The sequence below is a fragment of the Actinoallomurus spadix genome, assembly GCF_024055725.1.
Lineage (GTDB): Bacteria > Actinomycetota > Actinomycetes > Streptosporangiales > Streptosporangiaceae > Actinoallomurus > Actinoallomurus spadix.
The window spans coordinates 355,780-373,018 of sequence record NZ_JAMXMX010000001.1 but is presented as its reverse complement, the minus strand read 5'-3'; the positions used below and the strand labels follow the sequence as shown (position 1 = coordinate 373,018).

The window sequence follows — 17,239 nt, the reverse complement described above, 5'->3', positions numbered from 1 at the left end:
GAGACGCCCGTCCCCGCCAGGATGTCCACACCAGACCACAAAGGACCATCCGCGTACGGGAGAGATCATGGGAGCAGGGCCCACGGTGACGGTGTTCGGCGCGTACGGGCACACCGGGCGATTCGTGGTGACGCGGCTACGGGAACGCGGGTTCGTCCCGGTTCTGTCCGGCCGCGACGCCCTCCAGCTGAAGACACTGGCCGAAGCGGAGGACGGACTGGAGTACCGCCCCGCGTCGGTCGGCGACCCCGCCTCCCTCGACCGCGCCCTGGCCGGCGCGGCGGCCGTCATCAACTGCGCCGGGCCGTTCGCCGACACGGCCGCACCCGTGATCGAGGCGGCCCTGCGCGCCGCAATCCCCTACGTCGACGTGGCGGCCGAGATCGAGGCCAACGCCGACACCTTCGCGCACTTCACCGACCGCGCCCGCGCCGCCGGAGCCGTGATCGTCCCCGCGATGGCCTTCTACGGCGGCCTCGGTGACCTGCTGGCCACCGCCGCGATGGGCGACTGGACGACGGCCGACGAGGCCCACATCGCCTACGGGCTGAGCGGCTGGCACCCCACCGCCGGGACGCGCGCCTCCGGCACCGTCTCCCGGCGGCGGCGCGACGGCCGTCGCGTCCGTTACGCAGGCGGGCGGCTGGAGTACCGCCACGACGACCCGCCCACCCTGGAATGGCCCTTCCCCGGCCCGATGGGCCCCCGCGCCGTCATCGGGGAGTTCTCCATGGCCGACGTCGTCACCATCCCCAGCCACCTGCCCATCCCCGACGTGCGCACCTACATGACCGTCGAGGCCGCCAAGGACATCGCCGACCCCGACACGCCCGCACCCGCCGCGGTCGACGAGCAGGGACGATCCGCGCAGACCTTCCTCGTCGACGTCGTCGTACGCTCCGGCGGCCGGGAACGGCGCGCCGTGGCACGAGGCCGCGACATCTACGCCGTCACCGCGCCCCTCGTCGTCGAGGCCGTCGACCGGATCCTCACGGGACGGACCAGGGCGACCGGTGTCGCCTCCGCCGGCGAGATCTTCGACGCGCCCGAGTTCCTGCGCGCCCTGTCCCCCCACATCTCCCTGGACCTGCGCGCGTAAGCCGGCGGGCCGCCCACCCGGCGCGGGACCGGCTCAGGACGCCGGGTCCGCCGGGTCCGCCGGGTCCAGGCCCCGGACCGTCGTCAGGTCGGTGAGCCCGCAGATCGTCAGGACCGGCCCGAGCAGCGGCGTCGCGATCACCTCGATACGGTCGGCGTAGGACAGCAGGATGCTCAGCCCCGCACTGTCGAGGTACTCCACCTCGGTCAGATCCACGATCAGCGGCCCTCCCGAGTCCCCCAGCGCGGACGTCACGGCACTGGCGAGATCGGCGCTGTTGCTCATGTCGATCTCACCGGCGGCGTTCAGGACGGGCGTGCCGTCCGCTCGACGGGCCGGGGTCAAGGTCAGCGGGGTTGTCATCAGGCGATCCTGGTCTGCATGTCGACGGTGGTGCCGTCGGGGCCGGGGGTGACGGTGACGTGCTGCATCATGGCGCGCATCAAGGCGAACCCGCGGCCACGATGGGCGTTGGCCTCGGGTTCGGGAGTCTTCCAGCGGCCGCTGTCGGTGATGGTCAGGCGCATCCGATCCACCAGCGCCTCGGCACGCATGTACACGACGTCACCGGGCGCGTCACGGTGACCGTGCTCGATCGCGTTCGCGCACGCCTCACCCGCGGCGACCAGCACGTTCTGCACCATCTGCGGCGGCAGGTCGCACTTGGTGAGCCAGCTGCGCAGCGCCCTGCGGACCGGCGCCAACTGCGTCGCCTCCGCGGGGAAGGTCATCTCCAGCGGAGCCGGATGCCGGTACAGCAACAGGGCGACGTCATCGTCATACCCCCCGGCGGGCGCCAGCCGCGTCATCACCTGACTGGCCAGCACGTCGATCCCGGTGTCCCGGCCCTCCTGCACCGCCTCACCGGCCATGCCGATGCCCTCGGTCAACGGCCGGCGGCGGCGTTCCACCAGACCGTCGGTGTACAGCAGCAGCGTCGCGCGGGCCGGCAGGACATGCCCGGCGTACGGCCGCGCGCTGCCGGGACGCACGGCCAGGGGCGCGGACCGGCCGCCCTCGAGCAGGTGCAGCGCGCCGTCGGGGTACACGACGATGCCGGGCGGATGCCCGGCGCTGGAGTAGGCCAGGTGACCGGTCTGCGGGTCGAGGATCCCGCAGAACACGGTCGTGCACATCGCGCCGGGGACCCCGGCGGCGAAATGGTCCAGCGCGGTGAGGACCTGATCGGGCTGGGGATCCTGCAGCAGCAGCGCCCGGCAGGCGCTGCGCAGCTGCCCCATGACCGTCGCGGCCTGCAGGCCACGCCCGACACAGTCACCGACGACGATGCCGATCCGCCCGTCCTGCAGCGGCACCGTGTCGTACCAGTCACCACCGACCTCCAGGGGACGAGCCGCGGGCTCGTAGCGGACCGCGAACCCCTCCGGCAGGTCGGCCGGGCCGAGGATGGAACGCTGCAGGGCGATCGCGGTCTCCCGCTGCTGGTCGATCTGGTGCGCGCGGACCAGGCCCTGCGCGAGGTGACCGGCCAGCAGCGACAACAGCGTCTGATCCTGGCCGGTGAACGGGCGGTGACCGTCCAGGTCCAGCCACAGCACCATCGGGCCATGCGGGTGCTCGAGGCCGACACCCGCGGCCGTACCGGCGGCGTTCGTCGCCGGCGCCAGGGACGGGCCCTCCCGCAGCCCCGCCAGCGCGGCCCGATGCTGCTCCGTCAGCGCCTCCCAGGCGACGTCCCCGCCCGTCGCGGTCACCACCGGCGCGCCACCCGCGCCCGGGAAGACGACGGCCAGGGCACGGCCGGCACGCCAGAGCGCCCGCACCTCCTCCAGCGCACCGGTCAGCGCCTGATCGAGGCTCGCCGCCTGCGACAGGCGCAGGCTCAGCGCCGCCACCGCCGTCTCCCGCTGAATGGCATAGTGCTCGGCCGTGACGTCACGGAAGGTGCCCACGGTCGCGCGCTGCCCGGTGTCGAGGTCCTGAACCTGGTTGAACGCGACACTGATCCACATCCGGTGCCCGTCCCGGTGCGTCACCGGCACCGTGTAGATGCCGCGCTCCTCCGACACCACCCCCGCGAACGCCTCCGCCACCAGCCGGTGGGCCTCCGGATCGTCCTCCGCGTCGGGCCACCACGGGTGGATCGGCGCGTACGGCAGGCCCTCGGCATCGAACCCCAGGATCTCGGTGAACGCCGCGTTGATCTCCACGACGGCGCCCTGCTCGTCGCAGACGAAGAACGCCTCCTGCAAAGACTCGACCAGGGCCGTACGCCAGCGGGCGTGATGGTTGCGCAGGCGGGCCAGCTCGACGTTCGCCCGCACCCGCGCCAGCAGCTCCGCCGCGGAGAACGGCTTGACCAGATAGTCGTCCGCGCCGGCCTCCAGACCCTCGATCGAGGCCTCCTGCCCCGCACGCGCGGACAACAGCAGCACCGGGACGCTCGCGGTCCGTGGATCCTCACGCAGCGCGGCGACCAGCTGCAGCCCGTCCAGGCGCGGCATCATCACGTCACTGACGACCAGGTCCGGGGCGTCGGCCCGCGCGGCCTCCAGCGCGGCCTGCCCGTCCTCGACCGCGGTGACCTCGTGCCCGGCGCCGCGCAGCAGACGCGTGAGGTACTCCCGCATGTCGGCGTTGTCGTCGGCGACCAGCACCCGCGCCGGCATGCCACGGCCCGGCAGCCCGCCCGCCGTCTCCTCACCGGTGCCGTGCCCGACCTCCTCGGAGGCCGGCGGCGCCGCGCCGTCGTCCCGCGAGTCCGAGGGCAGCCAGCGCAGAGCCTCGTGGAGGAACGGGTCGGCGGTGGCCGGCACCGTCGCCGTCGCGTCCCCGGCGATGAGGGCGTCGGACGGCAGATGAGCGTGCCCGAACGGCAGCCGCACGGTGAACGTGGTACCCCGGCCCTCGGCGGAGGCCGCGCCGATCGTGCCGCCGTGCAGGCCGACCAGCTCCCTGACCAGCGCCAGCCCGATACCGCTGCCCTCGTTCGACCGCGAACGGGCCTTCTCGATCCGGTGGAAACGCTCGAACAGCCGCGGGATCTCCTGGGCGGGCACGCCGATCCCCGTATCGGCGACCATGACGACCGCGTGATCGTCCTCCACGCCCACCCGCACCCGGATCGAACCGTCGAAGGTGAACTTCAGCGCGTTGCTCAGCAGATTGAAGACCACCTTCTCCCACATGCTCCGGTCCACGTACACCGGCTCGGGCAGCGGGACACAGTCCACCGTGAAGTCCAGCCCCGCCTTCTCGATCGCGGAACGGAACACACTCGCCAGCTCGGCGGTCACCGCCGCCAGGTCCACCGGCTCGTACCGGGCCCGCATCCGGCCCGCCTCGATACGCGAGAAGTCCAAGAGCGTGTTGACCAGCTTGCCCAGCCGCAACCCGTTACGCCGGATGACCTCCAGCTCCTCACGGACCTGCGGGTCGGCGGCACCCAGCCTGCCGCGCAGCTCGTCGACCGGACCCATGATCAGTGTCAGCGGGGTACGGAACTCATGACTGATGTTGGAGAAGAACGCCGTCTTCGCACGGTCGAGCTCGGCCAGCTCCTCCGCCCGCCGCTGCTGCGCCTGATAGCTACGGGCACTGGCGATACCCGCCGCGACATGCCCGGCGGCCAGCTCGATGAACCCCCGATAACCCTCGTCCAGCGGACGGTACCGGTTCAACGCGGCGACCAGGAAACCGTACGGCGCGCTGCCCTGCTGCAGCAGCGGCACCACCAGCGCGTGCGCCGGCGGCTCCGGCCAGCCCCCGGCCGGCAGCCCGGTGAACGGGGCACCATCGAGGGCCACCAGCGCCGACTCCCCCCGCGCCAGCGCCGCCGCCGGCCACACACCACCCGCGTCATCGACCGGAACCGTCGCCGGCGCGGCCGGATGCCCGGCCCCGATCCCCGTCGCCGCCGCCAACCGCGCGGACCCCTCATCGCCGAACAGGTACACCAGCGTGAACGGCAGATCCCGCAGGTTCCCCCCGAGCTGACGGCCGGCGAACGCCAGCATCTCCTGCTCGGTGCGGACCACACTCGGATCCGAGCCCAGATCACGCAGCGTCGCCATGCGGCGCTCGCCGATGACCCGCTCGGTCTCCTCACTGACCACGCACAGCATGCCCACCACCGCACCCGCGTCGTCACGCAGCGGACTGTAGGAGAACGTGTGGTAACTCTCCTCCGGGTACCCCGAACGCTCCAGGAACAGCAGCAGCGCCTCGTCCCAGGTCGCCTCCCCCGTGGTCAGCACCGTGCCGATCCGCGGGCCGATGTCGTCCCAGATCTCCGCCCACACCTCATGCGCCGGCCGGCCCAGCGCCCAGGGGTACTTACGGCCCAGCGTGTCCCGCCGGTAGGCCGCGTTACAGAAGAACGTCAGCTCCGGACCCCACGCCATCCACATCGAGAACCGCGACGACAACAGGATGCTGACCGCGGTCCGCAGACTCTGCGGCCAGCCCTCCGGCGGACCGAGCGGCGTCGCCGCCCAATCCACCACGGCCAGATCCCGCCCGACCTCCCCGTCGACGAAGAACACGTCGGCCCCCGCCGCCACGGGCCCGGACCCGGCGTCCTCCACCGGCCCGGTGGGCCCCCCATCGCTCATCGCCTTCTCCCTCGCCACGACCCCGTGCCGGCGGATCCTGCCACAGCCCCCGCCGGGACCTGAGGCGGGGGACACTCCGGCGGCTTCCGTAGGATAGGCCAACCAACCCCCGGCCGTTTCGTCCGGATCTTCTGCCCGGGACGCATTCACACAGGTAGGAGAGCGACACCGATGGACACCGCACCCGCCACGGCGTCGCGCGACCGCGACACCGACGAGCGGCGGCGACCGGCCGCGGTCCACCGCTACCAGGCCCTGAACGTCGACGACGGCGCCCTGAACCGCATCACCGCCCTGCTGGCCCTCTCCGTGCCCGACCGTCCCACCACCGTCCCCGTACAGGAGAACCGGTGACCGACCGCGTCCTGACCGCCACCACCCACGCCCACCCGGCCGGCCCGACCGTGGTCACCGTCACGGGCGAGCTCGACTACTACACCGCCGCGCACCTCCGGCAGGCCCTGCAGGAGACCGCCTTCGCCGCCGAAGGCGTCATCATCGACCTGACCGACCTGACCTACTGCGACTCCACCGGCATCACCGTGCTGGTCACCGCGTACCACCGCGCGCAGGCGAGCAAGGCCCCCCTCGCGCTGGTCGGCCTCAACCCCGACCTGAACCGCGTCTTCGGCATCGTCGGGCTCCACGACGTCTTCACCTCCTACCCCACGGTCGACGAGGCGGTCGCCGCGCTGTAACCCGTCCCGGCCCACGCACAGGCCCTCCGTGCCCGGCCGGCGGCCACAAAATATGTAGACTGGTCTATTATCGCCGCATGGCCGGAACCAAGGGAGCCGAGACCAGCGCACGGCTGGTCGAATCGATGCTCGAACTCATCCAGCGCCACGGATACAGCGGCACAGGGCTCAACGCCGTGGTCGAACACGCCGGCGCGCCTAAAGGATCGCTGTACTTCCACTTCCCCCAGGGCAAGGAGGCCCTCGGAGAGCAGGCCGTCGGACTCGCCGCCGCCCGCTTCGGCACCCTCCTCAGCGACTCCGCACTACCGTCGGCGACACCGGGCGAGGTCGTCCGCCACGTCATCGACGTGCTCGCCGGAATGCTCACCGACAGCGACTTCACACTCGGATGCCCCGTCTCCGTGGTGACCCTCGAGATGGGAACGCACAGTCAGCGGCTCCGGGACGCCTGCGCGGACGCCTTCGAGTCCTGGATCGCGCCCCTGACCGAGTACCTGGTCGCCCACGGCCGGCCACGCCCCGCCGCCCGCTCCACGGCGACGGCCGCCGTCAGCATGGTCGAGGGCGCGATGATCGTGTCGCGCGCCCAGCGCTCGGCCGAACCACTGCGCTGCGCCGCCGAGACCCTCGCCACCCTCCTCGACCAGAGCACTAAGGCCGCGTCATGAACGCCGTGAACACGAACACGCCGAACACGAACGCCGCGGACCGGCACGCGCTGGTCTTCGGCGCGACCGGCTTCATCGGACGCCACCTGGTCCTCGCGCTCGGCCGCGCCGGCGTCCGGGTGAGCACGGCCACCCGGAACCCCGCCTCCCACCGGCGGCTCACCCGATGGCTGCACGAGCACGGACACGACACGACCCCGGCCGACCTCCGCACCGACTTCACCGACCCCGCACTGATCCAAGGCGACCACCAGGACGTCACCGAGATCTACAACTGCGCCGGCGCCTACCGCTTCGGGATGTCGGCGGACGAGGCCCGCCACGCCAACGTCGACAGCGTCCGCGCGATCGTCGCCTTCGCGGCCCGGCTGCCACACCTGCGCCGCCTCGTCCACGTCTCGGGATACCGCGTGGGCGGACAGGACCCCGCCCCATGGAACGAACAGCGCAGACGGGAGACCTACCAGGCCCTCGGCGCGTACGAGGCGTCGAAGGTCGAAGCGGACGCCGTCTTCCAGGCGGAGGCGAACCGGCTGAACGTCCCCTGGTCCATCGTCAACCCCGCCAGCGTCATCGGCGACAGCGCCACCGGCGAGTCCGACCAGTACCTCGGGCTCGCCTCCACGCTGAAGGACCTCTGGCACGGCTCCCTCGCAGCGGTACCCGGCAACGCGCGGACGTTCGTACCCGTCATCGCCGTCGACCACCTCGCCCGGTTCATGACCCTCCTCCCACTGGACGACGACGCCGAGCACACCGCGTACTGGCTGCTGGACGACGACACCCCCGCCCTGCCCTCCCTGCTCGCCCTCGTCGCCGAGCACTACCGGGTCACAACACCCCGCGCACGGATCCCGGTGGCCCTGCTCAAGCGCCTGCCACCACGACTCACCAAGGCCGACCCGGAGACCCTGACATTCCTGTCCGAAGACCGCTACCCCACCACCTCGGCGCACGCCTTCGCCGCCCGCCACGGGCTGACCATGCCGGACACCGCCCCGACGATCCACCGCTGGGCCGACCACCTGGCCGCGCACCGCTTCGGAGACGCCCCCACCGGCGACCGCCGATTCATCACGACCGGCGGCGTACGGACCTTCGAACTCGGCGAACCGGGCACACCCACGGTGGTGCTCCCGGGCCTCCCGGTCAACGCCGACACCTGGGCGCCGGTCATCACGGCCATGGACCACGCCCGCGCCGTCGACCTGCCCGGGCTGGGAATGAGCGCGGGACACCACGGCGACTGGCCGGCCTGGCTCACCGCGCTGGTGACCGAGACCGGCGCCCGCCACCTGGTAGGCCACTCCATCGGCGCCGCGGCCGCCGTCGAAGCCGCCGCCGCCCATCCCGGCACGGTCGAGCGGCTCACCCTCGTAGCACCGTTCTTCCTGCAGGCACGCCCCGCCCGCCCGGCCCGCTGGACGCCGCTGACCCGCTGGTACCTGAGCCGCGTCACCCCCGAAGCGCTGACCGACCGGCTCACCGGGGGCACGGCGCCCGCGACCGCGCTCCGCTCGAGCGTGACCGATCTGCGCCGCGGCGCGGCGGCCACCACGGCCGCCCGGCTCCTGGCCGCCACCGCGCAGCCGCGATGGCGTGAGGAGCTCCAGGCCACGCTGCGACGGTACCCAGGACGCGTGCACATCATCGTGGGCTCGGACGATCCGCTTACCCCCGAAGGGCGAGCCCTGGTGGACACGCTTCCCCGGGTCACCGTGACGACCATCCCCGGCGCGGGCCACCACCCGCAGCTGACCCACCCGGACGATTTGGCCCGGGCCGTCCGCGAACACGCCACCTCCCCGACCACGCCTGGCGGCCTGAAGATCACGAACGCCTGAGGACGCTCGCCGGTGTGAAGAGCCTGAACCGGCCCGGGCCGGTTCAGGCGGCGTGCCCGCTCCACGCGAACGGCTGGAGCGGCTCATCCAGCGGAGCGTCCGTCATCCGGTTGGCCAGAGTCGACATCGTGTACGCGCCGATGCCGAGGACGACCTCCAGGGCGTTCTGCCGCGTGTAGCCATGACCGAGGAAGTCCCGCATGTCCTGCGGGGAGACCGCGCCCGAGGTGGCGAGCACCGCCAGCGTGAAGCACCGCATCGCCTCCAGCCGCGCGTCCTCCAGCGGGCGGCTCTCGCGCAGCGCCGCGATGAGGCCGGGGTCCGCGCCGAGGGAGGTCAGCTTGGCCGAGTGCAGGGCGACACAGGCGTGACAGCCGTTCCGGGTGGCCATCGTCATGACCAGCACCTCCCGGGCGAGCGGGTGGAGGGAAGTGCTCTCGAACAGGCCGTTCGCCCGCAGGAAACCGTCCAGCAACTGCGGCGAGGTGGCGAGCCGGGTGACGGCCGCGGGCAGGTAGCCGAAGTTCTTCGCGACGGCCTCCATGGAACGGCGGGCCGCGGGCGGCGCGGACTCGATCGTGTGGTCGACGAACGTCATGAAGGATCACTCCTCAGATAGACAATGCGGTTGTCTAGACCGTAAACCAGGTTGACGGTTGCAAACACCTGGAATCGCACGGCACGTTCTCGTTCCATTGCTCCCCACGGGCCGTCCCCACCTTGCACGTGAACACCGGTGACGGCTACGAGCCGGGCCTCCCGGAGATCGTCGCCTTCGCCGGAGCAGGGAGCCCGGGACGGCCCCGGACTCCCGGCTCTGCGCCAGGGGCGCAGCCCGCGTGAGCGATGCCCGTTTCAGTGCACGCCCTGGTCGGTGCGGCCATGGACCGGGGGGACCGGTATCAGGCGGTGGCCGTCCTCGTGGCCGACCACGCGACCGGCGGTAGGCGGTGGGAAGTGGGTGCCGAGGACCAGGGTGTTCGTGCCCGCGAGCGCGTCGAGCAGGGAGCGGCGGGTGGCCTCGGCCTGTTCCGGGTCGATGTCGACGCAGCTGCCGATGGCGGGGTGGGCGAACTGGACGGGGTGGTGGACGCAGTCGCCCGTGATCAGCGCCGTTTCGCCGTGACTGCTCAGCTGCACGGAGATGTGACCGGGGGTGTGGCCAGGCGTGGACAGCAGGCGCAGGCCGGGGGCGACCTCGGCACCGTCGGCGGGTACGTCGACGAGGTCGAGCATCCCCGCGTCATCGACCGGGTGCACCGAGTCGCGGAACATCTGTCGTCGCGGCTCGTCCATGTCGTAACCGGCCCAGAACTCCCACTCGACCCGGGAGGCGACATAGCGGGCGCGGGGGAAGGTGGGTACCCATACGCCTTGCTCTTCGCGGGTGTTCCAGCCGACGTGGTCGGTGTGCAGATGGGTGAGGATGACCAGGTCCACGGACTCCGGGGAGAAGCCCGCGTCACTGAGGCGCGCGAGGTAGTCGGTCCTCAGGTCGTGCCACGCCGGGTTCGCCCGCGTCTTGCCGTTGCCGATGCCGGTGTCCACGAGGACGCGGAGCCCGCCCACCGAGAAGGCGAAACTGTGGCTGTCGATGCGCAGGATGCCCCGGTCGTCGGCGAAGTGGGGACGCAGCCAGTTCTGGCGTGTGACCACGTCCGGGATGGCGTCGGGCAGCAGCCAAGGGCCGGTCGCGGGCGGCAGCGGGATCTCGTCGACACGGTGGACGGTGATGTCGCCCACAGCCCATGAGGCGGTGGTGGCGGCGTCGTTGGATTCCTTGAGCGGTGGTGTCCGCATGCTCTGTCGGTTCCTTCTTTCATCGGGATTCATCGATCGGGCTCCGTCGTGAGACCGTGAGCGCCGCCACCGCCACGATGGCGAGGAGGGCGGCCGCCGCGGCGTAAGTGTGGGATGCCGTCCCCAGCCCGTACCGTCCAGCGGCGGCACCCGCGGCGATGGCGGGAAGGCTCATCGACAGGTAGCTGAGCACGTAGTAGGCGGCCAGGGTCGCGGCGCGGTCTCGTTCGGAGAGCGCGGTGAGCGTGATGCGCAACGCCCCTTGGGACACGGCGCCGAAGGCGATGCCGGCCATGGCCGCCCCACCGAACAGGGCGGGCAGGCCGCCACCGTGCAGACTTCCGACAGTCAGCGCCGCGGCGGGTACGACGGCCGCGCATCCGGCCGTCGCCGCGACGGCCGGCGCCGTACGCCGCACCGTCCACACGGTGAACGCCGCCATGGCGGTGACGGTGAAGAAGATCATGCCGCCGGCCGCCCCGGGGCCGCCGGGGGACACCAGGCGGACCAGCGCCGGCCCGAGAGAGGAGTAGAAGCCGCCCAGCGCCCAGACCGCGGCGATCCCGGCGCCCGTGAGCCGCAGGGCGCGGCGGGCCGAGGACGGGACGGACAGGTGCGGGCGCAGAGAGCGCCACGCGCCGGCGTGCCGGTGGGCCGTCTCCGTGGTGAACGCGACCGCGACGGCCTGGGCGGCGAACAACGCCGCCAGCAGCACGTACACGGTCACCGTGGGATCCGGCGCGAGGCGGATCAGAAGCGTCGAGGCGAGCACGCCGACGGCCATGCCCGCTACGGGGGCGATGCCGTTGGTCAGGGCGGACCTGCCCGGGCGCGCGGGATCTTCAAGGTCGAGCAGGGCGGCGCCCGCCGCACTGGTGGCCGCGGCCGTGGCCGCTCCCTGCAGGATCCGGGCGGCGATCAGCGCGTTGGAACCGCCCGCTGCGGCGAGCAGCGCCATGGCCGCGGCCGCCAGCACCAGCGCACCCCCCAGGACGGGACGCCGCCCCAGGTGGTCGGAGAGCGCTCCGGTGATCAGCAGGACCAGCAGCAACGTCAGGGAGTAGGCGCTGAACACCAGCGTGATGGTCAGGGCGGACAGACCCCACTGATGCTGGTAGTGGGGGTAGAGCGGCGTCGGCGCGCTGGACGCGGCCAGGAGGGCGACCAGGATCGAGGTGTCCAGGACGAAGGACGCGCGGTGCGCCCGCCGGGTACGGTTCGCCCGTCGGGTGCGGACCGGTGAGCCGCCGCACCGTGCAAGCGCGCCTGGTGAGGCGCTGGACATGAGACTCCTCCACGAGACACAAAAGCTAAGCGTTTGCGTTAGGTCACGTTAATTCCTATCGTGGGCTAACGCAAACGCTTAGCTTTTGGTGGAGCATCGCATCCCGCTCCGGCTTGAACAGGAGGAACCTTCGTGTCCGCCACTGAACTGACGCCGCCAGAGGCCGCCCGATGGGCTGCCCGCGCCGGGCTCCCCCTGGCGGGCGACCGCCACAGCCAGGTCGCGGTCATCGCCGACCACATCCACTCGGTCGTCTCGGTCCTGCAGGAACTGGATTTCGGAGACACCCCGCCCGCCGCCGCGTACGGGATGGGAGAGGAGAACCACGATGCAGCCGTATGAGCTGTCCCTCGCCGCCGCCGCGGACGCGATACGAACTCGGCGCGTGTCCCCTGTCGAGCTGGTGGACTCGGTGCTCGACCGCATCGAGCAGGTGGAGCCGCGCCTGCGGGCATACGTCACGGTGACGGCGGAACGGGCACGCCGATCCGCACGCGAGGCCGAACGCGACGCCGCGGCCGGTCGCCTCCGTAGCCCGCTCCACGGGATCCCGGTGGGGCTGAAGGACCTGATCGACGTCGCCGACACGGCGACCACGGCGAGTTCCCGCGTACGAGCCGGTCACCGCGCGGAGACCGACAGTGCGGTCGCCGCGCGCCTTACGGCGGCCGGCGCCGTCCTGGTCGGCAAGACCCACACCCACGAGTTCGCCTACGGACTCACCACGCCACAGACGCACAACGCCTGGGACCGGGACCGGATCGCCGGCGGCTCCAGCGGCGGATCGGCCGTCGCCGTGGCGGCGGGTACCGCGACCTTCGCCCTGGGAACCGACACCGGTGGTTCGATCCGGGTGCCGGCCGCGCTGAACGGAGTGGTCGGCCTCAAGCCGACGTACGGCCTCGTTCCCCGACGCGGCGTGACATCACTGTCCTGGTCCCTGGATCACGTCGGCCCCATCACGCGCACCGTCGAGGACGCGGCCCTCGTACTGCCCATCCTGACCGGGCATGATCCTCGCGACCCCGCCGGCCTGCCGGACCGTCGGCCGCCCTCCGAGGGCGATCTGTCGGGACTGCGCGTCGGTGTGCCGCGCAACTACTACTTCGACCGCGTCGCCCCCGACGTCGAGGCCGCGGTCCGGCGCGCCATCGACCGGCTCGAGACCCTCGGTGCACGGCTCGTCGAGGTCGAGATTCCGATGACCCGCTACATCCAGGCGATCCAGTGGGGACTGATGGTTCCCGAGGCCACCGCCTACCACGAGAGGACCCTGCGGGAGGCCGCCGGACTGTACGCGGCGGACGTCCGCGTCCTCCTCGAAGCGGGCGCGCTGATGACCGCCGGGGACTACCTGCGCGCCCAGCGGGCCCGGACGCTCATGCGGCGGACGTGGACGCGGATGCTGCAGGAGGTCGACGTGATCGCCGCGCCCGCGGTGCCGGCGACCGCGGTACGGGCCGGCGAAGAATCCCTCACCTGGCCCGATGGCACGGTCGAGAGTGTCTCCGACGCCTACGTGCGCCTCTCGGCCCCGGCCAACATCACCGGGGTGCCCTCACTCTCCCTGCCGGTCGGCCACGACCGGCAGGGGATGCCGATCGGCATGCAGGTGCTCGGACGGCCCTTCGGAGAGGCCGCGCTCTTGCGCGTGGGCCACGCGTACGAACGGACCGAGCCCGCCCGCGAACTCGCGCCGGTGGCGTGAGGTCGCCCGTGCGCCGGCCGCCCTCCACCGGCCGGCGCCGCACACTTAGAAGCTACGTCTTTGCTTTAGAGTGGAAGACATGAGTCGCACGATGGTGCGTCCCGGCGGGCGCAGCGCCAGGGTCCAGCACGCGGTGCACACCGCCGTACGCGAACTCGAGGCCGAAGTGGGCCGCGACGCGCTGACGGTGCCACTGGTCGCCGCACGCGCCGGTGTCACTCCGTCGACGATCTATCGTCGCTGGCGGGACCTGCAGCAGTTGCTGTCGGACGTGGCGGTCGAGCGCCTGCGGCCCGACGCGGCACCGGAGGACCGGGGAGATCTGGCGTCGGATCTTGAGGCCTGGGCCGAGCAGTTCCTCGACGAGATGGCCTCTCCCCCGGGCCGTGCCTACATCCGCGACGCCCTGCTCGGCGATCCGGACGGCAGCAATGCCGGCCAGTGCTCGGCATACGCCGCCGAGCAGGTCGGCGTGGTCCTGGCCCGCGCGGCCGAACGCGGGGAGAAGGCCCCGGACGTCGAGTCGGTCATCGACCACGTCATCGCACCGATGATGTACCGCATCCTGTTCCGCCCCGGTCGGCTGGACGCCTCGTACGCGCGGCGGCTCGTGGCGGACCTCCTCGCGTAGACGGCCCGCTCAAGGGGCTAGGGAGGTTCGGTTCTAGCGCCGCGATCTCGCTGCGCCCCACCCAGCGTCGGCCTGGACCCAGTCCTGCGCCCTTCCCAGGGAGTTTCGAGACATCGCCCCATGCCAGTGAGCCCGTCCAGCGCACCCTCACCCCGGGCAGCTCTCCTTCAAGGCGCCGGTAGTCGGCCAGGACCATCCCACGCAGGTCCTCGGCCCCGCCGGGCCAATCACCGCCCGAGCCGCCGATCCACGCAAACGAATCGCCGGTCACTCCCGCTGCCGATGACGGTACCCGGTCGATCAAGGTCACCGGCAGACCCCGAGTCGCCAAGTGGTAGGCCACCGAGGCACCTACGATTCCCGCACCCACGACGGCAATTGGTGACATGCGCTCCTCTTCCCATACGGGGCCTACTCCTGCTCGGGAGGCGTGAACCACTCACTTAGCGGAACGAACGGCACGCGCAAGTCCCTCTTCCCAGGGCGTCATGTCGTCTTCGAGATTTCCGAAGCCGATCTGTGCATCCGCGGCTGTGCCGTGCAGCTCGGACCCCACCCGACGGTCGTTGCCCCTTTCCGGCTTACTTGGCCTGCCCCCTTACCCCCGGTGGGCGGTTGCTGTCGAAGCCGCGGTTTCTCTTTGTTGAGGGTGTATGAAGTACTTCTATGAGTTAGTTTTGCATTAAGCGACGACCTTTACGCAGTAAGGCTAGGGAAGTGCTGAAGGATCGTGTTCACCGACCCGCCTCTCGGCTCAGCGTGAAGGGCACGTCGGGGTCCGGTTAAGACCAGGATGACCCGTCCCCCGCAGGGGACCATCCATGGATGTGAGCCATACACCCGGCACCGGGGCCTCCCCTCCCCCAGACGCCGTGGTCGCCGCCGGAGTCGTCGACCGGCCCGGGGTCCGTCCCTGAGACGGCCGCGCGCCGGCGGTCCCCCAAATGATCAGCCGCGTCGAGGCCGGTGGTCACGGCCCGGAACTCCTGAAAGCCCGGCGAGCCGCAAGGTAGGCCGCTGGTGATCGATGCTGGGGAGCTACGTCAATCCACGCGCCGAACAGCCCGTCCAAGGGCATGTTCGGTCGCCGGATATCCGGTTTCCCCGAGGGGTGCGGGCCTCGGTTCGGGGATGTCGGGGAATCTTCTGATCCCGACACTGTCAAGTGTCGGCTCAGCCGCTGCCCAGCGCAGTCCACCCGGCGATAGGCCGGGTCGCATAAGACGACGCATAAGACGACTGTGAAGGTCCCGGCTACAGCCGTTCCACGACGAGTGTCGGCCGAAAGACCGGGTGCGGACGGTCGGCGCGGTGGTGTGTTATCCGGGGGTATGGCGATCGAGTTGGGCAAGCCGGGCGTCAACGGGTTGAGCGAAACTGTGGGCGTCCTGCGGCAGTGGCAGTACGACGGCGCGCCGTGGCAACTGCATCCGGGGGATCTAGGCTGGTTCTGGCGGTTCGGTGCGGAGGCGACGGCCGCGGCGGTCCGGACGTGAAGCCGGGACGGACGGATTCTCGCCATCGGGCTACTAGATGGCTACGGCACGACGATCACCATCGCCGCAGCGGCCGCACTCCAGGAGTTGGGTTCGTCGAGCGCGCTCGCGTACACCCCGAGCTCCGATGTCGGCGCCGTCGCCACCTACGAATCAGCCGGTTTCCAACCACTCCCCGAGATCCGGGACCAATACCGGAACGCCAAGGCCGAGGATCTTCGTCCGTGAGGTCCCCCTGCTGGGCACGAACGTCAGCGGAGGGTGCGGAAGAAGGCCCGGATGTCGTCGACGAGCGGGCCGGGGGCCTGGAGGGAGGCGAAGTGGCCGCCGGTGTCGAACTCCGACCAGTGTGTGATGGTGTTGGACAGCTCCGCCAGCCGGCGGATCGCCCGGTCGCCGAGGAACGTGGCGACCCCGGTCGGCACGCCTGAGGGAGCGGGGCGGCCCCAGCCGTCCGCCATCAGCTCGCGGTACAGCCGTGCGGCGGAGGCCGCGGTCGAGGTAAGCCACAGCGCGGTGACGTCGGTCAGCACCGCATCCCGGTCGGCGAGCGGCTGCCGGGTCCGGGTCGGATCATGGTCGACGAACCATTCGAGGTTCCAGGCCAGCTGGCCCACCGGCGAGTCGTTGAGCGCGTACGCGACGGTCTGCGGACGCGTCGCCATCTGCGTGGCGTAGCCCGAGTGGGCGTACCACCATGCCTGGTTCGCCCGCGCCTGCTCGCGTTCGTCGTCCGAGAGCAGGTCCAGTTCCTGCGGACCGGTGGCAGTCGAGGCGTTGACCAGCGCGTTGACGTGAACACCGATGACGGCGTCCGGGGCGACCCGGCCGAGTTCCGGCGAGACGATCGAGCCGAAATCGCCACCTTGGGCGCCGTAACGGTCATAACCGAGGCGCCGCATCAGCTCGGCCCAGGCCCGCGCGACGCGGTTGCTCCCCCACCGCTTCTCCCGGGTGGGCCCGGAGAACGCGAACCCGGGCACGGACGGTGCCACGACGTGGAACGCGTCGGCGGGGTCCGCGCCGTGAGAGCGCGGATCGGTGAGCGGGCCGATGATGTCGAGGAAGTCACAGACCGTGCTGGGCCAGCCATGGGTGATGATCAATGGCAGGGCGCCGGGCTCAGGGGAGCGGGCGTGCAGGAAATGCACGTTCTGCCCGTCGATGGTCGTGGTGAACTGCGGGATCTCGTTCAGGCGGGCCTCGTGTACCCGCCAGTCGTATTCGTCGGTCCAGTACGCGACCAGGTCGCGCAGGTAGGAGCGGGCGACGCCGTAGTCCCATCCCACGCCGGGGAGTTCGTCGGGCCAGCGCGTCTGGCCCAGCCGGTCGCGCAGATCATCGAGGTCCTCCTGCGGGACTTCGACGCTGAACGGGGTGATCTCCATGTGCTTCTCCTGTGTCCGCCGTCGCGGGGAGCCGGGGGGCTCACC

16 protein-coding genes are annotated in these 17,239 nt (G+C 71.4%); 9 read left to right on the top strand and 7 right to left on the bottom strand.

Going from position 1 to position 17,239, the window contains the following annotated elements:
* The first annotated feature begins 67 nt into the window (after positions 1-67).
* Positions 68-1,099 (top strand): saccharopine dehydrogenase family protein, encoded by a 1,032-nt coding sequence (locus NE235_RS01625; RefSeq protein ID WP_252798844.1) that lies wholly within the window; start codon positions 68-70, stop codon positions 1,097-1,099.
* 33 nt (positions 1,100-1,132) lie between these two features.
* On the opposite strand, the gene NE235_RS01620 is transcribed toward NE235_RS01625, so the two are convergent.
* Entirely contained in the window at positions 1,133-1,462 is a 330-nt protein-coding gene (locus NE235_RS01620) for an STAS domain-containing protein (protein WP_252798843.1), read from the bottom strand.
* Positions 1,462-5,673 (bottom strand): SpoIIE family protein phosphatase, encoded by a 4,212-nt coding sequence (locus NE235_RS01615; protein WP_252798842.1) that lies wholly within the window; start codon positions 5,671-5,673, stop codon positions 1,462-1,464. The genes NE235_RS01620 and NE235_RS01615 overlap by 1 nt, the downstream gene beginning before the upstream one ends.
* Positions 5,674-5,844: 171 nt before the next feature.
* Here NE235_RS01615 and NE235_RS01610 point away from each other — a divergent pair, with 171 nt between their 5' ends.
* From NE235_RS01610 to NE235_RS01595, 4 genes are all read left to right on the top strand, one after another.
* Positions 5,845-6,027, top strand: a complete 183-nt coding sequence (locus NE235_RS01610; protein WP_252798841.1) for a hypothetical protein — start codon at positions 5,845-5,847, stop codon at positions 6,025-6,027.
* A complete protein-coding gene (locus NE235_RS01605) occupies positions 6,024-6,371 on the top strand; it encodes an STAS domain-containing protein (protein WP_252798840.1) in 348 nt (115 codons plus the stop codon). The genes NE235_RS01610 and NE235_RS01605 overlap by 4 nt, the downstream gene beginning before the upstream one ends.
* Before the next feature lie 77 nt (positions 6,372-6,448).
* Entirely contained in the window at positions 6,449-7,042 is a 594-nt protein-coding gene (locus tag NE235_RS01600) for a TetR/AcrR family transcriptional regulator (protein WP_252798839.1), read from the top strand.
* Positions 7,039-8,886: an alpha/beta fold hydrolase gene (locus tag NE235_RS01595; protein WP_252798838.1), complete on the top strand. Its 1,848-nt coding sequence runs from the start codon at positions 7,039-7,041 to the stop codon at positions 8,884-8,886. The genes NE235_RS01600 and NE235_RS01595 overlap by 4 nt, the downstream gene beginning before the upstream one ends.
* A 43-nt stretch (positions 8,887-8,929) precedes the next feature.
* Here the strand turns inward: NE235_RS01595 and NE235_RS01590 are convergent, their stop codons facing one another.
* The 3 genes from NE235_RS01590 to NE235_RS01580 all read right to left on the bottom strand — a co-directional run bounded on the left by NE235_RS01590 (position 8,930) and on the right by NE235_RS01580 (position 11,971).
* Positions 8,930-9,484: a carboxymuconolactone decarboxylase family protein gene (locus tag NE235_RS01590; protein WP_252798837.1), complete on the bottom strand. Its 555-nt coding sequence runs from the start codon at positions 9,482-9,484 to the stop codon at positions 8,930-8,932.
* A 257-nt stretch (positions 9,485-9,741) separates the two neighbouring features.
* Positions 9,742-10,686, bottom strand: a complete 945-nt coding sequence (locus tag NE235_RS01585; RefSeq protein WP_252798836.1) for an MBL fold metallo-hydrolase — start codon at positions 10,684-10,686, stop codon at positions 9,742-9,744.
* A 19-nt stretch (positions 10,687-10,705) separates the two neighbouring features.
* Entirely contained in the window at positions 10,706-11,971 is a 1,266-nt protein-coding gene (locus NE235_RS01580) for an MFS transporter (protein ID WP_252798835.1), read from the bottom strand.
* Between the two features lie 132 nt (positions 11,972-12,103).
* On the opposite strand from NE235_RS01580, the gene NE235_RS01575 reads away from it, so the two are divergent.
* From NE235_RS01575 to NE235_RS01565, 3 genes are all read left to right on the top strand, one after another.
* The gene (locus tag NE235_RS01575; RefSeq protein WP_252798834.1) at positions 12,104-12,313 is read left to right on the top strand and encodes a hypothetical protein; all 210 of its coding nucleotides are present in this window, start codon (positions 12,104-12,106) and stop codon (positions 12,311-12,313) included.
* Positions 12,300-13,679, top strand: coding sequence for an amidase (locus NE235_RS01570; protein WP_252798833.1), 1,380 nt, complete (start codon positions 12,300-12,302; stop codon positions 13,677-13,679). Before NE235_RS01575 ends, NE235_RS01570 begins: the two co-directional genes overlap by 14 nt.
* A 79-nt stretch (positions 13,680-13,758) precedes the next feature.
* The gene (locus NE235_RS01565) at positions 13,759-14,310 is read left to right on the top strand and encodes a TetR/AcrR family transcriptional regulator (RefSeq protein WP_252798832.1); all 552 of its coding nucleotides are present in this window, start codon (positions 13,759-13,761) and stop codon (positions 14,308-14,310) included.
* Here the strand turns inward: NE235_RS01565 and NE235_RS38550 are convergent.
* Complete coding sequence (locus tag NE235_RS38550; protein ID WP_406567523.1) at positions 14,219-14,698, bottom strand: FAD-dependent oxidoreductase; 480 nt, start codon at positions 14,696-14,698, stop codon at positions 14,219-14,221. The genes NE235_RS01565 and NE235_RS38550 overlap by 92 nt on opposite strands.
* Positions 14,699-15,641: 943 nt before the next feature.
* On the opposite strand from NE235_RS38550, the gene NE235_RS01560 reads away from it, so the two are divergent.
* On the top strand, positions 15,642-15,806 hold the full coding sequence (locus NE235_RS01560; RefSeq protein ID WP_252798831.1) for a hypothetical protein: 165 nt from the start codon (positions 15,642-15,644) through the stop codon (positions 15,804-15,806).
* Between the two features lie 251 nt (positions 15,807-16,057).
* Here the strand turns inward: NE235_RS01560 and NE235_RS01555 are convergent, their stop codons facing one another.
* Entirely contained in the window at positions 16,058-17,194 is a 1,137-nt protein-coding gene (locus tag NE235_RS01555; RefSeq protein ID WP_252798830.1) for an epoxide hydrolase family protein, read from the bottom strand.
* Between the last annotated feature and the right edge of the window lie 45 nt (positions 17,195-17,239).

What these genes read in the sequence shown, in the direction of transcription:
- NE235_RS01625 (WP_252798844.1), top strand. Translation starts at nt 68, where the DNA reads ATGGGAGCAGGGCCCACGGTGACGGTGTTCGGCGCGTACGGGCACACC.
- NE235_RS01620 (WP_252798843.1), bottom strand. Translation starts at nt 1,462, where the DNA reads ATGACAACCCCGCTGACCTTGACCCCGGCCCGTCGAGCGGACGGCACG.
- NE235_RS01615 (WP_252798842.1), bottom strand. Translation starts at nt 5,673, where the DNA reads ATGAGCGATGGGGGGCCCACCGGGCCGGTGGAGGACGCCGGGTCCGGG.
- NE235_RS01610 (WP_252798841.1), top strand. Translation starts at nt 5,845, where the DNA reads ATGGACACCGCACCCGCCACGGCGTCGCGCGACCGCGACACCGACGAG.
- NE235_RS01600 (WP_252798839.1), top strand. Translation starts at nt 6,449, where the DNA reads ATGGCCGGAACCAAGGGAGCCGAGACCAGCGCACGGCTGGTCGAATCG.
- NE235_RS01595 (WP_252798838.1), top strand. Translation starts at nt 7,039, where the DNA reads ATGAACGCCGTGAACACGAACACGCCGAACACGAACGCCGCGGACCGG.
- NE235_RS01590 (WP_252798837.1), bottom strand. Translation starts at nt 9,484, where the DNA reads ATGACGTTCGTCGACCACACGATCGAGTCCGCGCCGCCCGCGGCCCGC.
- NE235_RS01585 (WP_252798836.1), bottom strand. Translation starts at nt 10,686, where the DNA reads ATGCGGACACCACCGCTCAAGGAATCCAACGACGCCGCCACCACCGCC.
- NE235_RS01580 (WP_252798835.1), bottom strand. Translation starts at nt 11,971, where the DNA reads ATGTCCAGCGCCTCACCAGGCGCGCTTGCACGGTGCGGCGGCTCACCG.
- NE235_RS01570 (WP_252798833.1), top strand. Translation starts at nt 12,300, where the DNA reads ATGCAGCCGTATGAGCTGTCCCTCGCCGCCGCCGCGGACGCGATACGA.
- NE235_RS01565 (WP_252798832.1), top strand. Translation starts at nt 13,759, where the DNA reads ATGAGTCGCACGATGGTGCGTCCCGGCGGGCGCAGCGCCAGGGTCCAG.
- NE235_RS38550 (WP_406567523.1), bottom strand. Translation starts at nt 14,698, where the DNA reads ATGTCACCAATTGCCGTCGTGGGTGCGGGAATCGTAGGTGCCTCGGTG.
- NE235_RS01560 (WP_252798831.1), top strand. Translation starts at nt 15,642, where the DNA reads ATGGCGATCGAGTTGGGCAAGCCGGGCGTCAACGGGTTGAGCGAAACT.
- NE235_RS01555 (WP_252798830.1), bottom strand. Translation starts at nt 17,194, where the DNA reads ATGGAGATCACCCCGTTCAGCGTCGAAGTCCCGCAGGAGGACCTCGAT.